The organism is Phosphitispora sp. TUW77 (genome assembly GCF_048453025.1).
GTDB lineage: Bacteria > Bacillota > Thermincolia > Thermincolales > UBA2595 > Phosphitispora.
In genome coordinates this window covers 1,220,716-1,240,298 of record NZ_CP156677.1, presented here as the reverse complement: position 1 = coordinate 1,240,298, position 19,583 = coordinate 1,220,716, and the positions used below count along the sequence as shown (strand labels likewise).

Sequence of the window (19,583 nt, the reverse complement as noted above, 5' to 3'; positions counted from 1 at the left end):
ATAATTATAAAAAAGCAATCTATAGTTTTTCTTCTATTGTACCTCCCCCAACTACACAGTCACCTTTGTAATAAACAACCGCCTGTCCTGGTGTAATTGCCCTCTGTGGTTCGCTAAATCTAACCTTAATTTTGCCGTATGATAAAGGAATGAGTAAAGCTTCGGCAGGTTTAGCGGCATACCTGATTTTTGCATGGACAGTCAGCGGTTCCGTTATATCTTCATATAAAATAATATTATTATCATTTGCCAGCAATTCCTTACCAAAAACCTCATCGTTTTTCCCCAAAATAACGGCATTCCTTCCGGGGTCAAGTGCAACAACATACATAGGTTCTCCAAAAGTTACTCCGAGACCTTTTCTCTGCCCGACGGTATAATATGCCATCCCCTGGTGCTGTCCCAGGACGTTACCGTTCGTATCAAGAAACGGACCCGGCTTTATCACTTCTCCTGCATTTTCGCGCAGGAATCTGTGGTAATCATTATCAGTGACAAAACAAATCTCCTGACTTTCCGGTTTGTGAGCAACCCCCAGTTTATAATTTTCCGCCATCCTGCGGACCTCGTCCTTAGTATACTCCCCAAGAGGCATCATAGTCCTCTTTAACTGCTCCTGATTCATATTGTAAAGGACATAACTTTGGTCCTTGCGATTATCCCGTGCCCTGCAAATGGTATATCGATTATCTTCTTTACTAAAACCAATCCGTGCATAGTGACCTGTCGCTATATAATCAGCCCCCAGACCCATCGCTTTTGATAAAAAGGAATCAAACTTAATAAACCTGTTGCAGGCTATACACGGATTAGGCGTCCTGCCTGATAAATATTCGCTGATAAATGGCTTAATCACCTTTACTTCAAATAAGTCCCTGAAATTCATTACATAAAACGGAATGTCAAGAAAATTTGCTACCTTCCTGGCATCTTCAACAGCCAAATTAGAACAGCAGCCCCCATGCTCCTGCTCTTGCTCGGGGTCATCAACAGGCCATATCTGCATAGTAACACCAATAACTTCATATCCTTCAGCCCGCAAGAGTGCCGCTGTCAATGAACTATCTACTCCGCCGCTCATGGCAACTACAATTTTTTTCTTTTTCTTATGCACATAATCCCCTCACTTAAAAGAAAACATAACGGGGCAGGAGCCCCGTTAAAATACACTAAAATTTATTATTTGGCCTCCAGCTTGTTTTTATAGTCCTCAATCGCCTTATGGAGGGCATCGGCTGCCAAATTGGAACAATGCATCTTGGCAGGCGGTAGTCCTCCCAAAGCCTCAGCAACAGCCTTATTAGTCACCTCAAGAGCTTCGTCAAGGGTTTTACCCTTGACCATTTCCGTTACCATACTGCTTGTAGCTATTGCCGCCCCACATCCAAATGTCTTGAACTTGACATCCTGAATTATTCCGGCATCACTAACCTTTATGGATATCCTCATGATATCCCCGCAAGTTGAATTACCAACTTCCCCGATTCCGGAAGCCTCTTCAACCTCTCCAACATTACGGGGGTTAGTAAAATGATCCATTACTTTTTCATTATACATTTAAACAGCACTCCTTACTTTGATGTCCGGCCTTTCCCCTATTCGCATACAATGGCGACATGGCCCTTAATTTCTCTACTATTTCAGGCAAAACCTGTATTACATAATCTATTTCCGCTTCAGTATTATCTTTGCCAAGAGTCAGCCTCAGTGACCCATGAGCAATTTCGTGAGATAATCCCAATGCCAGCAAGACATGAGAAGGGTCAAGGGACCCGGAAGTACAAGCCGACCCGCTGGAGGCAGCAATGCCTTTCATGTCAAGGCTCAACAGAAGGGACTCACCTTCGATAAACTGAAAACTCAAGTTGACGTTATTTGGCAGTCTTTCCGTAGGGTGTCCGTTTAGTTTAACATAATCTATCTTATTAGTAAGTTCCTTAATCAGCTTATCCCTGAGTAAAGCCTGGGATGACGCTTGTTCCGGCTGAGATTTCACAGCTTTTTCTATAGCCAGGCCGAAACCTATAATCCCCGGCACATTAAGTGTTCCAGGACGGCGCTTTCGTTCCTGGGACCCACCAAAAGAAATTGGCAGCATACGGACTCCTTTTCTCATGTAAAGACAGCCAATACCCTTTGGGCCGTAAAACTTGTGAGCAGAAACAGAAAGCAGGTCAATATTGAGTTCATTTACATTTACCGGTATCTTACCTATTGACTGCACTGTATCACTATGGAAAAAGACCCCATTTTCCCTGGCCACGGCTCCAATTTCCTTAATAGGCTGAATAGTACCAACCTCATTGTTAGCATGCATTACCGAAACTAGGATAGTCTGGTCGGTAAGCGCATTCCTGACATCATCAGGATTTACCATGCCATATTCGTCTACAGGAAGGTAAGTTACTTGAAAGCCTTCCCTTTCCAATGCCTTGCAAGAATCTAAAACAGCATGATGTTCAATTGATGAGGTGATAATATGATTGCCCCTTTTTTTATTAGCATAAGCAACACCTCGGACTGCCAGGTTGTCTGCTTCGGTCCCTCCGCTTGTAAAAATAATTTCATTGGGTTCGGCCCCAATTGCTTGGGCAATTTTCTCTCTGGCTTCCTCAACAGGCTTCCTGGCTGACCGGCCAAATGAATGAATGCTGGAAGGATTCCCAAAATTATCGGTCATATATTCAAGCATTGCACTGGCAACATCTTCATCTGTTCTCGTAGTAGCGCTGTGATCCAAATATATCTTGTTCATTCCTTCATCTCCTTTTTCGCTTGCTCGCACATATCTGCTAAAGATATCGAGTCTAGGACATCTTCAATGCTGTCCCTAACCTTTTCCCAAACTCCTCGCGTAATACAAAATTGTGACCTCACGCAGTGCTCAGTTTCATTATTGTTAACACATTCTACAGGTGCAATCGGACCTTCAAGAACCCTAACGATATCCCCTACTTTAATATCTGCCGGATCCCTTGCCAGTATGTACCCACCTTGGGATCCTCTCACACTTGAGACCAAACCGGCTTTTCGAAGACCTGCGATTAATCGTTCCAGATAGTGTTCGGATATTTCCTGACGTCCTGCAATTATTTTCAATGGCACCGGTCCCATACCATAGTGTTGAGCCAATTCAAACATTGCCTGAACCACATAATGACCCTTAGTTGATATCCTCAAAGGCCTCCCCCCTTCAGTTTAATCCCTACTAAATTACTCGGGTATCGTCTAAAGAATATGTTAGCACATGACTTTCTTTGTGTCAAACAGAATTCCTACTAATTTAGTATGGTTTTTTCCTGAATTTTTACTCCGATATTTCATGTGGTTTCATTGCTTTCAAATATACACTAACAACGTAATCACCAAGTGTCATTCCACTCTCTAATGCTTCAGCAATAGCTTTTTCCACAGGACTTCCTTCACTTAAAGAAGAAAACCCCGGATATTGTTTAACATCCAAATATACATCCCTAAATCCGGCAGCCTCTGCCAGTTCCCTATATTTCTCAATCAATACAGCTCCGGCAACACAACCGACATAAGCCTCAACACAATCTTTTACTGATTCGGGCAGTTCCCTTGTTAAAGCCATATCAGAAACAGCAATCCTGCCACCCTGTTTAAGCACCCGATAAATTTCCCGAAATACCCGTTCTTTGTCCTGAGAAAGGTTTATCACGCAATTACTTATAACCACATCAACAGAGTTATCAGCAACCGGCAGGTTTTCTATTTCACCAAGCCTGAATTCGACATTGTTTATATTGTCACACTCAGCAATACTCCTTGCCTTTTCCAGCATTTCCGGGGTCATATCAACTCCAATAACCCTCCCAGTGTTTCCAACCCGTGCTGCAGCAAGAAAACAGTCAAAACCAGCTCCTGAACCCAAATCAAGGACAACTTCTCCCTGTTTTAATGCGGCAATTGACGTTGGGTTCCCACAGCTTAAAGCAAGATTTGCCTCATCAGGAATAACACTCAGTTCATTGCCTGTATAACCCAATAATTCAGCAAATTCTTTGGAGTCACTCGAGCAAGAGCAGCCACACCCGCACCCTGACAAATCTCCTTTTGCTATTTTTCCGTAAGCATTCCTGACAACTTTGGAAACTTCGCTATTTTTCTCCCGAAATTTCATTTTAATTCCTCCATTAAATACATGTTAGATTATTATAGGTCTTTTATGTCACACTTAGCAAGTAATTTAATGTCAGTACTGTTATTTTTTTCTATTTTTATATTGACAGCGAACACGTGTTCGTGTTATTATTTGGCTAAGGAGGTGATGCGACAAATGAATATTACAGAGGTGAGAATTAAAAGGTCTAACGGGGACAGCAAGATCAGGGCTTTTGCATCAGTTACAATAGATGATGCACTTGTTGTTCACGATATTAAGGTAGTCGAGGGGAAAAACGGGTTGTTTGTAGCTATGCCAAGCAAAAAAGTTGGAGAAAAATATATAGATATATCCCACCCCATAACCGGCCAAAGTCGTTCTGCTCTTTTTGATGCAGTTTTAAGCAAATACAGCCAAGAAGCTTAAAAAAGGGCATTTATTCCGGCATATAAACTATGGGACCGTGTCATAAGTAATTACTTATGGGCATGGTCCCTGTCTTTGTGTCAAAAAATTAGTGGGGCAGCCAAATTACATAATATCGGTATTTGCCGGAACATCTCTTTTGCTGCTAAAAATAATCTAATGTAATAAAACAACATTAACCCTATTCCCTGCTTTTAATCCAATAGTATTAGCAGGTACATCAACCAAAGCATTACAATTAATCATTGATTTGATTATACCGGGATTTTGTTTTCCCGTTAAGCTCACTTTAACTATGCCGTCATCCAAATACACCTGACCCTTTAAAAACCTTCTTTGCTTACTGACCTTAGGATAATCATCCTGTAATACAGCAGTGGAACTTGCAGGTTGCCATTTGTCTAATCCCATTAATTTAAATATTGCCGGTTTTGCTATTAAGTGATATGAAACATAAGCCGCCCCCGGATTTCCGGAAAGGCCGATAATGATTTTGCCGTTTTTAACGGCACAAATAGCAGGAGTTCCTGGACGCATATTTACACCGTGAAAAACAATATTAGCTCCTAATGATGTTATTGCCTGTTTTACCAAGTCATAATCTCCCACAGATACACCACCGGTTGTGATAACCATGTCCGAACTTTTTAGGCCCACATCGATTTTCTCAGCAATTAAATCAATTTGGTCCCCGACAATTCCTTCATGAACAGGCATTGCACCCATTCGGCGCACTTCTGCTGCTATAGCATACAAATTACTATTATATATTTTCCCCGCAAACAATTGTTCATTAATATCAACCAATTCATTACCTGTACTGATAATAGTTATTTTCGGTATACAATAAACATTAAGTGCACCTATACCAAGCCCAGCTAAAACCGTAATTATCTCAGGATTAATAACTGTTCCTGCTGATACTACCATTTCACCTTTGAAAACATCTTCTCCGGCAAAACAATAATTTGAATAAGCCGTTAAAGGTTTAAAAACCTTAATCCTTGAACCTGTTTTCTCAACATCTTCAAACCGAATTACAACATCTGCACCAGGAGGAATAGGAGCACCGGTAAGAATTTTTACTGCTTTATTTCTTTTAACCTCAATATCACTATAATTTCCTGCCTGAATCTCTTGGGAAACTTCAAGTTCCACAGGTTCACTCAGGTCAGCTTTTTCAATATCTTTGGCTCTTAAAGCATAACCATCCAGTGGGGAGCGATTAAAAGGAGGTATGCTAATAGGTGCAAAAATATCTTCCGATAATACGCGCCCTAAAGCAGATAACAAGCTAATTTCTTCTTTCCCAACAATCTTAGTATGAGCTATTATCATTGCCACTGCTTCCTCAAGACTTATCAATTCACGCATTGGACTATACCCCTTTGCCTAAAGCACAGTTTGGATAACTGCAAGTCACACAGCTTAAGCATAACCCGCCATGTCCCATAACAGCTACATCACTGACATCAATTATTTCCCCGGCTAAAATCCGGGGCAGTATCAGATCAAAAACAGTCACCCCGCTGTACATCACACAACCAGGCAAACCCATTACCGGCTTATCATTCAGGTAAGCGAGCATAAACATCGCCCCTGGTAAAACCGGCACACCGTAGCTTACTATACGAGCCCCTGTTGCCTTAATCGCGCGGGGAGTAACATCATCAGGGTCAACTGACATTCCTCCGGTAACAATAACCATATCAACATCCTGGGCAGCAAATGTCTTTATAGCGGCACTGATTCGCTCAGAATTGTCCTCAATACAAGTGCTTATGAGAATATCTACGTCAAAAGCAGCTAACTTTTCTTTAACTACAGGTCCAAATTTATCCGTAATTCGGCCTTTCTTTATTTCACTGCCTGTTATAATTATGCCTGCATGTTTAGGCATATAAGGCAGTATTTTAATTAACGGTACATTAACTGCACATGTTTTTTCTGCAACCGTAATATTTTCTTCTTTAATTAATAAAGGAATAATACGTGTGCCGCCAACAATATCCCCTTTGCGCACAGAACGATTCGAATGAAGTGTAGCCATTACTATTTCACCAAGTGAGTTAAGTTTTACTAATTGTTCAACATTAATTTTCAATAAACCATCAACAGCAGCCTTTATGTTAACCCGGCCTTCCTTGGGAGAAGTAATTTCAAAATCGGGTGACTTTCCCGTTGCCGCATTGGCTAAACGGATGGCGGCATCATCTTCGTGTAACAAACCCTCACTCTGTTCCAATAAGTAAAGGTGTTCTTTGCCAATGTTAAGCAATTGTGGTATATCTTTTTCTTCTACTACGTGCCCTTTACGGAATAAGGGACCCTTCTTGATACCAGGGACAATTTGAGTAATATCATGAGCCAAAACCATTCCTATAGAATTTTCTACCCTTACTTTTTTCAATACCATTACTGTAACTCCTCTTAATTAATTTGTTTACCCTTATCAAACCTTATTATTGTATCCCCTAGGAACTGGGCCTCTTGTATATCATGAGTGACCAGGATAAAAGGAATCCCCCAATGTCTCTGCAGTTCCTTAAGCTCTTTTTGCAGCTCAAAACGAATTGCCGGATCAAGAGCTGACAAGGGTTCGTCAAGCAACAAAAGCTCCGGCTCAGTCATCAATGCTCTAGCTAAAGCTACGCGTTGCTTCTCTCCACCAGAAAGTTGGGCCGGTAAACGGTCCTGCAAATGAGTTATATGGAACATTTCCAGGACTTCCAGGACACTCATCCGGTAATTTCCGCGGCATTTGCAGCCCCCAGGAATCCCGTAAGTGATATTTTTCTTTACAGACATATGTGGAAATAAGGCATAATCCTGAAATACATATCCTACTTGCCGCTGCCTTGCCGGAACATTAATACCCTGCTCCGAAGAAAAAAGCATCCTGCTATTTAGGTGAATGAAACCCTCAATATCATCCTTTAAACCGGCCAGGCACTGAAGCACAGTGGTTTTACCCGCCCCTGACGGCCCGCAAAGCACAACAATTTCATTGTTAACTTCAAAATCCACAAAAAGCTCAAAAGCTGGCAGCTTTTTTAAAAAATTAACCTGAAGCATCTCAATCCCCATCTACTTTCCCCTGAAGTTTTTTTGACCAGCGGTTTACCCAAAAAATTAAGCAAAAACTAAACAAAATCATTATTACCACTAAACATGCTGCTTTTTCTGTATCCCCCGATTCTGCAGCAAAGTAAATAGCTAAAGGAATGGTTTGAGTCCGGCCTGGAATATTTCCAGCTATCATCATGGTGGCCCCAAACTCACCCAATGCCCTGGCAAAAGACATTACCAAGCCTGCTACCAACCCCGGCCAGGCCAGTGGTAGAATGACTGTCCGGTAAATGCGCATTTCACCGGCTCCCAGTGTCCTGGCTGCCTTAACCAGATTAATGTCAATTCCATTAACTGATGCTTTTACCGACTGGTACATCAAAGGAAAAGACACTACTGCAGAGGAAATCACAGCACCCCACCAGGTAAATACTATTTGAATGTGAAAGTAGCTTGCCAATATACTGCCAATAGGGCCATTTTTCCCAAACAGGAACAACAAGATAAACCCGATAACCGAAGGTGGCAATACCAGAGGAAGAGTAATAAAAGCCTCTATTACATCTTTTCCGGGGAAATCTCGTCTGGCCATTAAACAGCCCAAGGGCATAGCACTGCAAATTACAGTTGTAACCGCAAATGCCGCAACTTTAATAGATAGTATTATTGGTTCGTAATCAAATATCATTTTATTTTAATATCTTAAAACCGAATTTAGTGAATATTTCATGTGCCTCTTTAGTTCCCAAGAAATCCAAATATTTCTGTGCAGCATTTTTATTATTTGAATTTTGTATCAATGCAGCAGGATAGACGATTTGCCTATGGGAACTGGAAGGTGCGACTGCTGCAATTCTCAATTTATCTGAAATCCCGGCATCTGAGCCATAAACCAGCCCTGCCTCTACATTTCCGGTTTCAACATAAGCTAACACCTGCCTGACATCCTTGGCCAATACCAGCTTTGGCTGTACAGCATCCCATAAATTCAAAAACTTCAAACTCTCCTGTGCATATTTGCCTGCAGGTACTGTTTCTGGGGTCCCAATACTGATTCTGCTTATTTCCGGTCCTGTTAGGTCCTGCAAATCTTTAATATTTTTGTTAGCTTTATCTACTACCATCACCAACTCATTACCAACCAGGTCAACTCTGGTTTCCTTTATTATCAAATTATTGTTTTCCAGTTCATCCATTTGCTTTTTCCCTGCGGAAATAAACAAGTCTGCTGGAGCACCCTGCTCAATCTGATGCTGCAGCGTACCGGAAGCCCCAAAATTAATATTTAATTTAACTCCGGGATTCTTCTCTTCGTATAACACTTGTGTTTCTGTCAACACATCTTTAAGACTCATTGCCGCAGAAACCATAATTTCTTCTTTGTTAACATTAGTATCCGAATTATCCGACATTTGGCCTGCACTATTACATCCAATTATAAATAATGCCGTAATCAGCAAAACAAATAATAAACCTCTTACTTTTCTCATATAAATTCCCCTTTTCCAATTCTATTTCTTAAAAACAAAAATCAATCAAACCCACAGGAAAGTAGGTCTGATTGATTTAAATAAACCAGACTGTATCACCCCTTTCCGTCGGGAGGCACGACCGTTTCCCATCGTACCCTATCGGCCTGTCTCCATAGTTTTTATTTACCAACCTTAGGCAGACAGGCTCGGAGTGAAATATTATTTTTTTACTGAATTAACATCATAATTTTACTTAAATTGTTGCTTCCTAGTTTGGAAACGCTTATAAGCTGTATTTCTAACGGTTGTACAGTTAATAAACAACATCTGTTGCTCAAAAGCAATTCAATTTGTGTTATGTTATATTCAGGTACAATCTTATCCGTAATTCGACAGTTTGCCAAAATTTCATTTTTTCTTACGAAACACGATGTTGTAAATTCTAATTTTATATAAGGTAATTTTTTTATCTCTTTTAAGACCTCATTCTCAATAATAAATTTACCATCTGTTTCAGCAATAAAACAAAATTCCTTCCAGCCTGCCTCCTCATGTTTGGTTCCTGAACCAGTCATAACAGCAGCAATTCTTCTTATTGCCTCATATCCTGAAATATATCCTGGCCGCAGGGCAACTGCATCGCTCTGTTTCAACATGTGCTATCCTTTCTTAAGAAACATGTTTTTCTATTTTTACAGCAGATACCTTGTATTCGGCAGTTTTCGTAATAGGGTCAAAAGCGGAATTGGTTAGTTCGTTAACAGGTGATTCCCAGTAATGGAAAGTCATGAATATTATCCCCTGAGGCACTCTTTCCGTAAGTGTTACCTTAGTTATGATAGAACCTCTTCTAGAAGTCACCCGCATTTCGTCTCCCTCACATAGGCCTAGCTTGGCCGCATCTTCAGGATTAATTTCAGCAAGTTCATGAGGCCTTAAAGTATCCAGATTTTTTGAATGCCTTGTCATAACATTGTAATGATACAACATCCGGCCAGTTGTTAGCAGTATTGGGTATTCTTCATTTGTAAGTTCAGCAGGTGCTTCATATTCAATCCCCTGCATTAATCCTTTGCCTCTCGGGAATGTGCCTACATGCAGAAATTTTGTGCCTTGGTGATCCGTTGCCGGGCATGGCCATTGCAGACCTGTTTTATCAATACGGTCATACGTAATTCCTGCATAACTTGGCATGAGGGCCCTGATTTCTTCAAATATCTCCTCTGCACAGTTATAATCCATCTTGTAGCCAAGCCTTCCCGCCAAATCACAAATAATCTCCCAGTCCAGCCTGCACTCTCCGGGCGCTTCCACTGCCTTACGAACCCGCTGCACCCGCCTTTCGGTATTGGTAAAAGTCCCGTCTTTTTCAGCATAACAGGCAGCAGGCAGAAAGACATCAGCATACTTTGCCGTTTCTGTCATAAATAAATCCTGCACAACCAAAAATTCCAAGCTGTCTATTGCTTTACGGACGTGATTTGCATCCGGGTCTGTCAGCACAGGGTCTTCTCCCATAACATACATAGCCTTTAACTTGCCATACATGGCCATGTCCAGCATCTCTGGAATTCTCAAGCCCATTTGTGTATTAAGCTTCGTTTCCCATGCTTTCTCGAACACAGCTACATTAGCCGGGTCGGAAATTGCCTTATATCCGGGGAACACATTGGGTAGTGCTCCCAAATCACAAGCTCCCTGAACATTATTCTGCCCTCTAATGGGGTTAACTCCGGCATTTTCTATCCCCAAATGCCCGGTAACCATAGCCAGGTTGGCCAGATTCATTACATTTGCTGTTCCCGTGGTGTGTTCGGTTATTCCAAGAGTATAGAAAATCCCTGCTTTTTCTGTGTTCGCATAGAGTTCAGCAGCAGCGTAAATTTTTTCTGCCGGCACACCGGTAATTTCACTAACACGTTCCGGCGGGTACTTCTGTACTACCTCCCACATGTTATCATAACCCTCGCAGCGTTCCTCTACAAATTTCGTGTTAGCCCATCCTTCTGTGATAATCAAGTAAATCAATCCGTTAATCAATGCAGCATCAGTGCCTGGGATCAACGGCAGCCACAGTGTTGCATATTCCGCTAATTCTGTACGCCGCGGGTCAACAACTATCAGCTTGGCCCCGCGTTGAGCAGCACGTTTCATCTTGTTTCCGATAATCGGATGTGCTTCAGTTGCGTTGGAACCGATAATAAATAACACATCATTGAATTCAACTTCAGATATGGAATTGGTCATTGCCCCACTACCCAATGTTGTAGCCAGACCGGCCACGGTAGGAGCGTGTCAGGTACGGGCGCAGTGATCGACATTATTTGTGCCGATAACCGCGCGCATAAATTTCTGCATGACCCAGTTGTCTTCATTTACACAACGGGCGGAACTTAAGGCTGCAATAGCATCCGCACCATCCCGTTCTTTAATCTGTTTTAGTTTGGAAGATACCAGGTTTAACGCCTCATCCCACGTTGCTTCTTTAAAAACCCCGTTTTCTTTAATCAAAGGTTTAGTAATCCGGTCCTGGCTGTTAATAAGATCACTGTGAAAACGTCCTTTTACACACAGCGAACGACCATTCACCGGAGCATCCGGGTTAGGGGTAACCCCTACTACTTTACCGTCCTTAACATTCAGATCAAAGTTGCATCCTGTTCCACAAAACGGACAAGTAGTCCTAACTTTTTCGACCTCCCAGACCCGGCTCCCCTTCAACTGCTTGTTAATAAGCGCCCCGGTAGGGCAAACCCCTACACACTGACCACAAAAACGGCAAACATCCATACTTAAAGGCATGTCTAACGGGGTAGTAACCTTGGTATAAAAACCCCGGCCAACAAAATCCACTGCTGCCGTAACCTGGACCTCTTGGCAAACCCGTACACACTTGCCACATAAAATACACTTGTTCTGATCACGCTCAATAAGATGATTTTCACTGTCGATCTCAAACTGTTTCTTATCACCTTTAATAGATGTCTCTTTAACCCCGTATTTGTAGCAGTAATCCTGCAAACGGCAGTCACCCATCTTTTCACAAGTCATACAGTCTTGTGGATGATTAGCTAACAAAAGCTCCAAAATAATCTTACGCGCATCAACAACTTTTTCAGATTCAGTATGTACTACCATCCCTTCACTTACCGGTGTAGCACAAGCCGCCGGCAAATTACGGCTGCCCTCCACTTCAACAACACACATTCGGCAAGCTGCCCCAACAGTTAAGTCTTTATCATAGCAAAAGTTTGGCACGTCAATTCCTATGCTTTGAGCGGCTTCCAAAATAGACGTCCCCGGCGGAACAATTACAGATTTTCCGTTAATAGTAAGGTTAACCATATTACTCCTCCCCAAACACACAAAGTCCATTATGTCATTTTTGGCATAATGGCTTTATATTTTAGTGCTTATCAAAGCTAAGCCTTTATAATATCTAGTTTACCGTGCGGATTGCATTATGTCAATATTGACATAATGCTTAACTGCTAAAAAACTTGTTAAAATGTCGAATAAACAGCTCATCTACTGAAGCTTCAGAATCCTTTTTAAACTGTTGAAAAATTTCCATCAGTTCTTTAGCTTGAGGGGTTAAAACAGCTCCACTTTGAAGACCTCCGGCATATTTTTCCACTAACCTTATTCCTAAGCGTTCTTCCGTAGCTTTGATTTTACCCCAGGCAGCCCGGTATGACATACCTAATTTGTTAGCAGCCTGACGGATAGAACCGGTTTCTTCTATTGCTTGAAACAATGCGGCTCTGCCGGCACCAAAAACAACTTCCTCATCAAATTCTATCCAGGTTTTTGATCTTGGCTTTAGTTTATTCAAATTCAATCACCTCTCCGGGGATTAGTTCGCTTGTCATTTATTTCCTTTAATTCAGCAAGCCATCTGGTAATTTTCTTCTCATACCCATTGTCATAGGGATTATAATACTTTGTTCCCAGCAATTCATCCGGCAAATACTGCTGCTCAACGTAATTCCCATCAAATTGGTGAGGATATTTATAACCTTTGCCATGCCCAAATTTTGCCGCACCCTTATAGTGAGCATCTCTCAGATGAACCGGCACAGCCCCAATATTCTTATTCTCAATATCACTTAATGCACTGTCTATCGCCTTGATAACAGCATTGCTTTTAGGTGCAGCGGCTATGTAAATAACTGCTTCCGCAAGGGGAAGCCTGGCTTCCGGCATACCGATATATTCAAGGGCATACGCTGCAGACATGGCCATAACCAGCGCATTTGGGTCAGCCAGCCCCACATCTTCCGCAGCATGAACCAGAAGCCTCCGGGCTATGAATCTAGGGTCTTCACCGGCATAAATCATCCTGGCCAGCCAGTGCAGTGCCGCATCAGGGTCTGAACCCCTGATGCTCTTAATAAATGCAGATATCACATCATAATGCTGATCCCCTGATTTGTCATAAGTCACTGACCTTTTTTGGATAGATTCTTCAGCAGCTTCCAGGTTTATCTCCCGCACCCCATCTTCACCCGGCGGTGTTGTAAGTACAGCAAGTTCAATCGCATTAAGGGCAGACCTGGCATCCCCGTTGGCGATGCTTACTATGTGATTTAGGGCTTCTTCTTTCAAGTTGACCCTGTATTGTCCTAATCCCCTCTCCTCATCTTTTAGAGCCAAATTAACCAGCCGGGCAATTTCAGCATCACTGAGCTGCTTAAACATAAACACCCTTGACCGTGACAAAAGGGGAGCATTTACTTCAAAGTACGGATTTTCAGTTGTAGCCCCAATTAATATAACAGTCCCATCCTCAACGGAGGGCAGCAGGGCATCTTGTTGTGACTTATTAAACCGATGGATCTCATCAATAAAGAGAATGGTTCTCTGGCTGTACATTCCCAGCCTGTCCCCAGCATTTTTTACAACCCGTTTTATATCGGCTACACCAGAAGTTACTGCATTAAGCTGCTCAAAAAAAGCCCTGGTAGTATTGGCAATAACCCTGGCCAGTGTTGTTTTTCCAGTTCCCGGAGGCCCGTAAAATATGACTGAAGATAATTTGTCTGCCTCAATCGCTCTTCGCAGCAGCTTTCCTTTTCCAACTATCTCTTCCTGACCCACAAACTCATCAAGAGTCCTGGCCCGCATCCTAACTGCCAATGGTGCTTCTTTTTTCATATAACTCTGTCTGCCTGCTTCAAACAGGTCCATATTTTCATCTCCAGTATTTTATAGTATTTCGAAAAAAAGAGCCGGTTCGCCAACCAACTCTTTAATTCAAACCATATTAATCAAAAATAAACATCCTACAATCTACAACTGCCGGACTTTATATATGCTGATCAAGCAAGTTTTGGAGATCTTTTTTTGATTTAAAACCAACTACCCGGTCAACAGCATTACCATCTTTAAAGAGAATCAGGGTAGGAATGCTCATTACCCCATATTCAACAGCTATTTCCCGGTTTTCATCAACATTCACCTTGCCAACCTTAGCTTTACCTGAATATTCGCCTGCCAATTCATCAATTATTGGGCTTATCATCCGGCATGGGGAACACCACGGAGCCCAGAAGTCAACCAATACAGGCCCTGATTGTTGTAATACCTCACCTTTAAAATTGTCATTAGTCAGTGTAAGTACCTTATCACTCGCCATATAAGCCAACTCCCTTCATAAGTTTAGAATCAATCTGCAAACCGGGTAATAGTTTGGATAAGTTTTTGCAATTCATCAAGTTTAGCTTTATTGTCCTCTGCAGAAATTGAATTGCATAAACATTCAGCAGCATAATGGTTCAGCACTATATTTCCAACCATTTTAAGAGCGGAACGCGCTGCAGAGACCTGTGTCAAAATTTCTTGACAGTTCTTTTCTTCATTAATCATCCTTCTGATACCTTTTACCTGGCCTTCAATCCGTTTCAGTCTTTTATCAAGATTATCTTTAACATCCACTATGTCGTGCAATTTCTTCCCCCTCCAAAAATTACCCTGCCAGGGTATTAGGTAGTTTCATTATAATACGGGCAAAATGCAATGTCAATTTATAACTCTGTCTTTCTTGACACTCCCTCCAAAATATCTCTGACAACAATTCCGGCAAGTATCATGCCTAGAACCGGCGGCACAAATGAAATGCTGCCCATACATGATATGTTCGAAGACACCGGCTTTTCCCTGGAATAAACTACTTTAACACCTTTCAAAATGCCGGCATTCCTCAATTCCCTTCTAACCACTCGTGCCAGGGGACAAACCGAAGTCTTAGAGATATCGGCTACTTCAAAGCCTGCAGGATCCAATTTATTGCCTGCCCCCATAGCTGATACAATTGGAATTCCTTTTTCCACTGAGTTCTTAATTAAATCTATTTTCCCGGTCACATTGTCAATAGCATCTATTATGTAATCTGTTTCAATATCAACCAGTCTTGCACCGGTTTCAGGAGTATAAAATTCCTGTATTGCTTCTACCCTGATGTCCGGATTAATGTCAAGAACCCTGGCCTTCATTACCTGAACCTTGGGCATACCCACTGTAGATATCAGTGCATGAATCTGCCTGTTTATGTTCGTCTCACAAATATTATCAAAATCAACAATCACCAAACTGCCTATGCCTGCCCGCACCAGCGCTTCTACAGCAAAAGACCCCACACCGCCGACACCAAAAACCGCAACCCGGCTATTTTTTAATTTATCCAGGCCATCCCGGCCTATTAGAATTTCAGTGCGTGAAAATCTATGTGACATAATAATTAACATCCCATCTTCGTTTGTTTATATAGGTTCATTAATAATAGTACCATAACTGTAAGCAAAAAGACAAAAAAAATACCCCACTTATGCCGTGAGACCGTTGTACTTTGAACCTGTGCTCAACAGGTGGGTGTCTGCCCAACTGCTTTATGTTTCCTCATCCAAGGAGGCATACATGCCACAGCCGGAGCTAAAACTCCCTTAGTATTGATGTTGGCTCAATACTAATCGGAAAATCACGCGCATCGCAGGGTGTTTTCTTTACTCTTGTAACCTTAATATATCATATAGGCTTTTAGGCTTCAAGTGACAAAAAACCTAGTATTCCCACAATAATAATAGTATTACTCAAGCAAAGCATGTTATACATCTATTTTAGGTCAAGCAAACTAATTACCGGTCTTGACACAATAAACCATGTTGTTTCATACCGGCAAGACTTATTTTTTCGCCTTGGCCACATTGAGCCTGATATGAAGCTCCTGAAGCTGCCTTAACGTAACTTCCGACGGCGCCTGTGACATCATGTCGGTGGCGCTCTGTGTTTTGGGAAATGGTATAACATCTCTGATAGTATTCTTCCCTGCCATCAACATAATCATTCTATCAAGCCCAAAAGCAATTCCACCATGAGGCGGGGTTCCATATTCAAATGCCTCCAGCAGATAGCCAAACTTGTCCCGGGCTTCTTCTTCAGAGAGACCAAGCAGTGAAAACATTTTTTCCTGGATATCACGCCTGTGAATCCTGATACTCCCGCCACCTAGTTCAACTCCGTTTAACACCATATCATAAGCACGTGCCCTGACCTTACCGGGATCAGATTCCATAAGCTCATAGTCATCCTCAAAAGGTGAAGTGAAGGGGTGGTGAATCGCTGCCCAGCGACGTTCCTCCTCATCATATTCAACCAAGGGGAACTCTACGACCCAAGCAAATTTAAACACATTAGGATCAACCAAATTTTTCTTCCTCGCAAGCTCTTCACGCAAGGCACCCAAAGCCGCGGCGACAATAGAAGGTTTATCTGCCACAAAGAACAGTAAATCTCCAGGTTCCGCCCCAAACTTATCCAGAATGGTATTAATTTCCTCTTCTTTGAAAAACTTCAGGATAGGTGACTTCAGCTCATCTGCGGTCACAACTATATACGCTAATCCTTTCGCCCCGTAAATGCTTACAAACCGAGTCAGATCGTCTATTTCCTTCCTGGTAAAATCAGCACAGCCCTTAGCATTGATTCCCCTGACCTGACCTCCTGCAGCAGCTACACTGGCAAATACCTTGAAATCAGACGCGGCTGCCAAGTCAGTGAAATCTTTCAGTTCCAGGCCAAAACGCAGGTCAGGCTTATCTGAACCGTACCTGTCCATAGCATCCCTGTATGTAAGTCTGGGGAAAGGGGTCTCAATTTGAATACCGGCAGCCTCCCTGAATGTATGTGCTATCATTTCTTCCATCAGGGTAAGGATGTCCTCGACATCTACAAATGACATTTCCAGATCAATCTGGGTAAATTCCGGCTGCCTGTCGGCCCGCAAATCCTCATCACGAAAACAGCGTACAATTTGAAAATATTTATCCATCCCGGAAACCATCAAGAGCTGCTTGAATATCTGAGGTGACTGGGGCAGTGCATAAAACTTCCCAGGATTAACCCTGCTGGGTACCAGATAATCTCTGGCTCCCTCAGGAGAACTCTTGGTCAACATAGGGGTCTCAATCTCTAAAAAACCTTTATTGTCCAAAAAATCCCTGGCAGCCTTGGTCACCCTGTGCCTCAAAATCAAGCTCCGCTGCATATCAGGCCGGCGCAGGTCCAGATACCGATACTTTAGCCTGAGGTTCTCATCAACATCAATATCTTCTTCAATATAGAAGGGCGGGGTCTTGGCAGTATTAAGAACCCTGAGTTCAGTTACATAGACCTCAATCTGACCTGTTTTTATCTTCGGGTTTACAGCTTCATCACTGCGCCTGCGCACTTCACCGGTTGCTGCCAGGACATACTCTCCGCGAACTCTTTCCGCTTTCAGAAATGCCTCTTTATCCACTTCGGGGCTGAAAACAAGCTGTATAATCCCAGACCTGTCCCTCAAATCCACAAAAATCAGGCCCCCATGATCCCTTCGGGTATTCACCCATCCCATCAGGGTTACACAGCCCCCGATATCCTCAACTGAAATTTCAATTGCCATATGTGTTCTTTTAATTCCCTGCAACGACTCCATCATGTTATGCTTTTCTCCTCTCCCTGTCGACCTTATTTTCCCAACTGCTTATTTTCTCAACTGCTTTAACAAGTATTCCACTACCCCAGTTAAGGGCACTTCCTGCTGCTCTCCGGAAAACATATCCCGTACAACGGCTATATCTCTTTCTATCTCTTCTTCTCCCATAATCAGGGTAAAAGATGTTTCAAACCTATTGGCAAATTTCATTTGCGCCTTAAGACTTCTTCCCATAAGGTCAATCTCCGCAGCGATCCCTGCCCGCCGCAGGGTATATACGAGCTTAAAAGCTTCCTGCTTTGCTTTTTCACCAAGGGAAGCAATATACACATCAAGCTGACCTTCTACAGGAAAATCCAATCCCTGTCGCTCCATTGCTGCTATGATGCGCTCGATTCCGAGGGCAAACCCAATACCCGGAGCTGCAGGGCCGCCAATCTCTTCTGTAAGACCATCATACCTTCCACCTCCGCCAATGGAGCTTTGGGCCCCTATATCACTGGCCATTATCTCAAAAGCCGTATTGGTATAATAGTCCAAACCACGAACGAGCCGGTTATCAACAATATACTGTGCACCTATATCATCAAGGTATTGCTTGACTTTATTAAAGTGAGCGGCACAGTTTTCACAAAGGCAGTCAGTGGTAGTGGGAGCTTCCTTGCTTAATTCCAGGCATTTTTCTTCTTTACAATCAAGAATGCGCATCGGGTTTCTGGAGAACCGGGACTGGCATAGTTTACAGAGACCTTCAACTCTGGAAGCCAGGTAACTCTGCAGTTTTTCCCTATGTAACGGCCTGCAGTCATTACAGCCAACACTGTTTATGTGCAGCTCAAGACCTCTAAGTCCCAGCCTGTGGTAAAAATCCATTGCCATGGTGATAACTTCCGCATCAACAGCAGGGTCTTTACTGCCCAGCACCTCCACACCAAATTGGTGAAACTGCCGGTACCTTCCGGCCTGAACGTTAGCATAACGAAACATCGGTCCGGCATAATAGACCTTAACAGGCTGGGGGAGGGCAAAAAGTTTATTCTCCACATAAGCCCTGACCACACAGGCAGTTTGTTCCGGTCTCAGGCTGATACTTCTCTTGCCCTTGTCGTTAAATGTGTACATCTCTTTCTCAACTACATCAGTTGTATCACCGACACCGCGTGAAAACAACTCAGTATGCTCAAAGACCGGAGTCCTTATCTCACTGTATCCGTATTCCCGGCAGATTTCCCCGGCAATTCTTTCTAGGTAATGCCATTTATTAACCTGTCCCGGTAAAATGTCATTTGTTCCTTTGGGTCTTGAAGTTAACACAATATATTACCTCCTTCACCGGCTGAATACAAAAACCTCCCATCCAAGACAATGAAAATTCATCGCCAGGGACGAGAGGATATTCCCGCGGTACCACCCTGTTTAGACAGCACTAAAACTGTCCCACTTCAAATCCGGCATAACGGTGCCATCCGGGAAAACCTACTCACTTGTTAAGCTTCAGTTTTCCGGCTCCCGGGTGTCT

General features: G+C 42.6%; 20 protein-coding genes, 1 other RNA gene, 1 riboswitch and 1 other annotated feature (1 of these 23 running past the window's edge). Of the genes, 1 reads left to right on the top strand and 20 read right to left on the bottom strand.

The features are described from left to right. Positions 1-19: 19 nt before the first annotated feature. From mnmA to arsM, 5 genes are all read right to left on the bottom strand, one after another. Positions 20-1,081, bottom strand: a complete 1,062-nt coding sequence (gene mnmA, locus ABFY19_RS05700; RefSeq protein ID WP_418792543.1) for a tRNA 2-thiouridine(34) synthase MnmA — start codon at positions 1,079-1,081, stop codon at positions 20-22. A gap of 98 nt (positions 1,082-1,179) precedes the next feature. Continuing rightward, positions 1,180-1,557 (bottom strand): Fe-S cluster assembly scaffold protein NifU, encoded by a 378-nt coding sequence (gene nifU, locus ABFY19_RS05695; protein ID WP_418792282.1) that lies wholly within the window; start codon positions 1,555-1,557, stop codon positions 1,180-1,182. After that, positions 1,550-2,755 carry a cysteine desulfurase NifS gene (gene nifS, locus ABFY19_RS05690; protein WP_418792281.1) on the bottom strand — a complete coding sequence of 402 codons (1,206 nt, stop codon included), beginning with the start codon at positions 2,753-2,755 and terminating at the stop codon, positions 1,550-1,552. The genes nifU and nifS overlap by 8 nt, the downstream gene beginning before the upstream one ends. Continuing rightward, positions 2,752-3,180 (bottom strand): RrF2 family transcriptional regulator, encoded by a 429-nt coding sequence (locus ABFY19_RS05685; RefSeq protein WP_418792280.1) that lies wholly within the window; start codon positions 3,178-3,180, stop codon positions 2,752-2,754. Before ABFY19_RS05685 ends, nifS begins: the two co-directional genes overlap by 4 nt. Positions 3,181-3,307: 127 nt before the next feature. Further along, the gene (gene arsM / locus ABFY19_RS05680) at positions 3,308-4,144 is read right to left on the bottom strand and encodes an arsenite methyltransferase (RefSeq protein ID WP_418792279.1); all 837 of its coding nucleotides are present in this window, start codon (positions 4,142-4,144) and stop codon (positions 3,308-3,310) included. A 156-nt stretch (positions 4,145-4,300) separates the two neighbouring features. On the opposite strand from arsM, the gene ABFY19_RS05675 reads away from it, so the two are divergent. Continuing rightward, positions 4,301-4,552, top strand: a complete 252-nt coding sequence (locus ABFY19_RS05675) for a SpoVG family protein (protein ID WP_418792278.1) — start codon at positions 4,301-4,303, stop codon at positions 4,550-4,552. A 156-nt stretch (positions 4,553-4,708) separates the two neighbouring features. Here the strand turns inward: ABFY19_RS05675 and glp are convergent, their stop codons facing one another. The 15 genes from glp to hisS form a co-directional block, all read right to left on the bottom strand. Continuing rightward, complete coding sequence (glp, locus tag ABFY19_RS05670) at positions 4,709-5,926, bottom strand: gephyrin-like molybdotransferase Glp (RefSeq protein ID WP_418792277.1); 1,218 nt, start codon at positions 5,924-5,926, stop codon at positions 4,709-4,711. Between the two features lie 4 nt (positions 5,927-5,930). Continuing rightward, positions 5,931-6,968, bottom strand: a complete 1,038-nt coding sequence (locus ABFY19_RS05665; RefSeq protein WP_418792276.1) for a molybdopterin-binding protein — start codon at positions 6,966-6,968, stop codon at positions 5,931-5,933. 14 nt (positions 6,969-6,982) lie between these two features. Further along, positions 6,983-7,627 carry an ATP-binding cassette domain-containing protein gene (locus ABFY19_RS05660; RefSeq protein ID WP_418792542.1) on the bottom strand — a complete coding sequence of 215 codons (645 nt, stop codon included), beginning with the start codon at positions 7,625-7,627 and terminating at the stop codon, positions 6,983-6,985. Between the two features lies 1 nt (position 7,628). Next, positions 7,629-8,309: a molybdate ABC transporter permease subunit gene (gene modB / locus ABFY19_RS05655; protein ID WP_418792275.1), complete on the bottom strand. Its 681-nt coding sequence runs from the start codon at positions 8,307-8,309 to the stop codon at positions 7,629-7,631. Position 8,310: 1 nt separating this feature from the next. Continuing rightward, positions 8,311-9,111: a molybdate ABC transporter substrate-binding protein gene (modA, locus tag ABFY19_RS05650; protein WP_418792274.1), complete on the bottom strand. Its 801-nt coding sequence runs from the start codon at positions 9,109-9,111 to the stop codon at positions 8,311-8,313. Between the two features lie 82 nt (positions 9,112-9,193). Continuing rightward, positions 9,194-9,317, bottom strand: a riboswitch (molybdenum cofactor riboswitch). Between the two features lie 3 nt (positions 9,318-9,320). After that, a complete protein-coding gene (locus tag ABFY19_RS05645) occupies positions 9,321-9,746 on the bottom strand; it encodes a hypothetical protein (protein ID WP_418792272.1) in 426 nt (141 codons plus the stop codon). Positions 9,747-9,762: 16 nt separating this feature from the next. Continuing rightward, on the bottom strand, positions 9,763-12,438 hold the full coding sequence (gene fdhF / locus ABFY19_RS05640) for a formate dehydrogenase subunit alpha (protein WP_418792271.1): 2,676 nt from the start codon (positions 12,436-12,438) through the stop codon (positions 9,763-9,765). Positions 12,439-12,577: 139 nt separating this feature from the next. Further along, positions 12,578-12,928, bottom strand: a complete 351-nt coding sequence (locus tag ABFY19_RS05635) for a winged helix-turn-helix domain-containing protein (RefSeq protein WP_418792270.1) — start codon at positions 12,926-12,928, stop codon at positions 12,578-12,580. 2 nt (positions 12,929-12,930) lie between these two features. Then, positions 12,931-14,283: an AAA family ATPase gene (locus ABFY19_RS05630; protein ID WP_418792269.1), complete on the bottom strand. Its 1,353-nt coding sequence runs from the start codon at positions 14,281-14,283 to the stop codon at positions 12,931-12,933. A gap of 118 nt (positions 14,284-14,401) precedes the next feature. Then, positions 14,402-14,731: a thioredoxin gene (trxA, locus tag ABFY19_RS05625; protein WP_418792268.1), complete on the bottom strand. Its 330-nt coding sequence runs from the start codon at positions 14,729-14,731 to the stop codon at positions 14,402-14,404. A 29-nt stretch (positions 14,732-14,760) separates the two neighbouring features. Continuing rightward, positions 14,761-15,042, bottom strand: coding sequence for a metal-sensitive transcriptional regulator (locus tag ABFY19_RS05620; RefSeq protein WP_418792267.1), 282 nt, complete (start codon positions 15,040-15,042; stop codon positions 14,761-14,763). A 77-nt stretch (positions 15,043-15,119) separates the two neighbouring features. Continuing rightward, complete coding sequence (locus ABFY19_RS05615; RefSeq protein ID WP_418792266.1) at positions 15,120-15,827, bottom strand: ThiF family adenylyltransferase; 708 nt, start codon at positions 15,825-15,827, stop codon at positions 15,120-15,122. A gap of 79 nt (positions 15,828-15,906) precedes the next feature. Next, positions 15,907-16,090: non-coding RNA, 6S RNA (ssrS, locus tag ABFY19_RS05610), on the bottom strand. A 183-nt stretch (positions 16,091-16,273) separates the two neighbouring features. Next, on the bottom strand, positions 16,274-18,067 hold the full coding sequence (gene aspS / locus ABFY19_RS05605) for an aspartate--tRNA ligase (RefSeq protein WP_418792264.1): 1,794 nt from the start codon (positions 18,065-18,067) through the stop codon (positions 16,274-16,276). A gap of 45 nt (positions 18,068-18,112) precedes the next feature. Beyond that, a complete protein-coding gene (gene hisS / locus ABFY19_RS05600; RefSeq protein ID WP_418792263.1) occupies positions 18,113-19,378 on the bottom strand; it encodes a histidine--tRNA ligase in 1,266 nt (421 codons plus the stop codon). Between the two features lie 64 nt (positions 19,379-19,442). Beyond that, positions 19,443-19,583, bottom strand: a binding site (T-box leader) (it continues 92 nt past the right edge of the window).

What these genes read in the sequence shown, in the direction of transcription:
- aspS (WP_418792264.1), bottom strand. Translation starts at nt 18,067, where the DNA reads ATGATGGAGTCGTTGCAGGGAATTAAAAGAACACATATGGCAATTGAA.
- arsM (WP_418792279.1), bottom strand. Translation starts at nt 4,144, where the DNA reads ATGAAATTTCGGGAGAAAAATAGCGAAGTTTCCAAAGTTGTCAGGAAT.
- modB (WP_418792275.1), bottom strand. Translation starts at nt 8,309, where the DNA reads ATGATATTTGATTACGAACCAATAATACTATCTATTAAAGTTGCGGCA.
- mnmA (WP_418792543.1), bottom strand. Translation starts at nt 1,081, where the DNA reads ATGAGCGGCGGAGTAGATAGTTCATTGACAGCGGCACTCTTGCGGGCT.
- glp (WP_418792277.1), bottom strand. Translation starts at nt 5,926, where the DNA reads ATGCGTGAATTGATAAGTCTTGAGGAAGCAGTGGCAATGATAATAGCT.
- trxA (WP_418792268.1), bottom strand. Translation starts at nt 14,731, where the DNA reads ATGGCGAGTGATAAGGTACTTACACTGACTAATGACAATTTTAAAGGT.
- nifU (WP_418792282.1), bottom strand. Translation starts at nt 1,557, where the DNA reads ATGTATAATGAAAAAGTAATGGATCATTTTACTAACCCCCGTAATGTT.
- modA (WP_418792274.1), bottom strand. Translation starts at nt 9,111, where the DNA reads ATGAGAAAAGTAAGAGGTTTATTATTTGTTTTGCTGATTACGGCATTA.
- ABFY19_RS05630 (WP_418792269.1), bottom strand. Translation starts at nt 14,283, where the DNA reads ATGGACCTGTTTGAAGCAGGCAGACAGAGTTATATGAAAAAAGAAGCA.
- ABFY19_RS05615 (WP_418792266.1), bottom strand. Translation starts at nt 15,827, where the DNA reads ATGTCACATAGATTTTCACGCACTGAAATTCTAATAGGCCGGGATGGC.
- ABFY19_RS05660 (WP_418792542.1), bottom strand. Translation starts at nt 7,627, where the DNA reads ATGCTTCAGGTTAATTTTTTAAAAAAGCTGCCAGCTTTTGAGCTTTTT.
- ABFY19_RS05665 (WP_418792276.1), bottom strand. Translation starts at nt 6,968, where the DNA reads ATGGTATTGAAAAAAGTAAGGGTAGAAAATTCTATAGGAATGGTTTTG.
- nifS (WP_418792281.1), bottom strand. Translation starts at nt 2,755, where the DNA reads ATGAACAAGATATATTTGGATCACAGCGCTACTACGAGAACAGATGAA.
- ABFY19_RS05675 (WP_418792278.1), top strand. Translation starts at nt 4,301, where the DNA reads ATGAATATTACAGAGGTGAGAATTAAAAGGTCTAACGGGGACAGCAAG.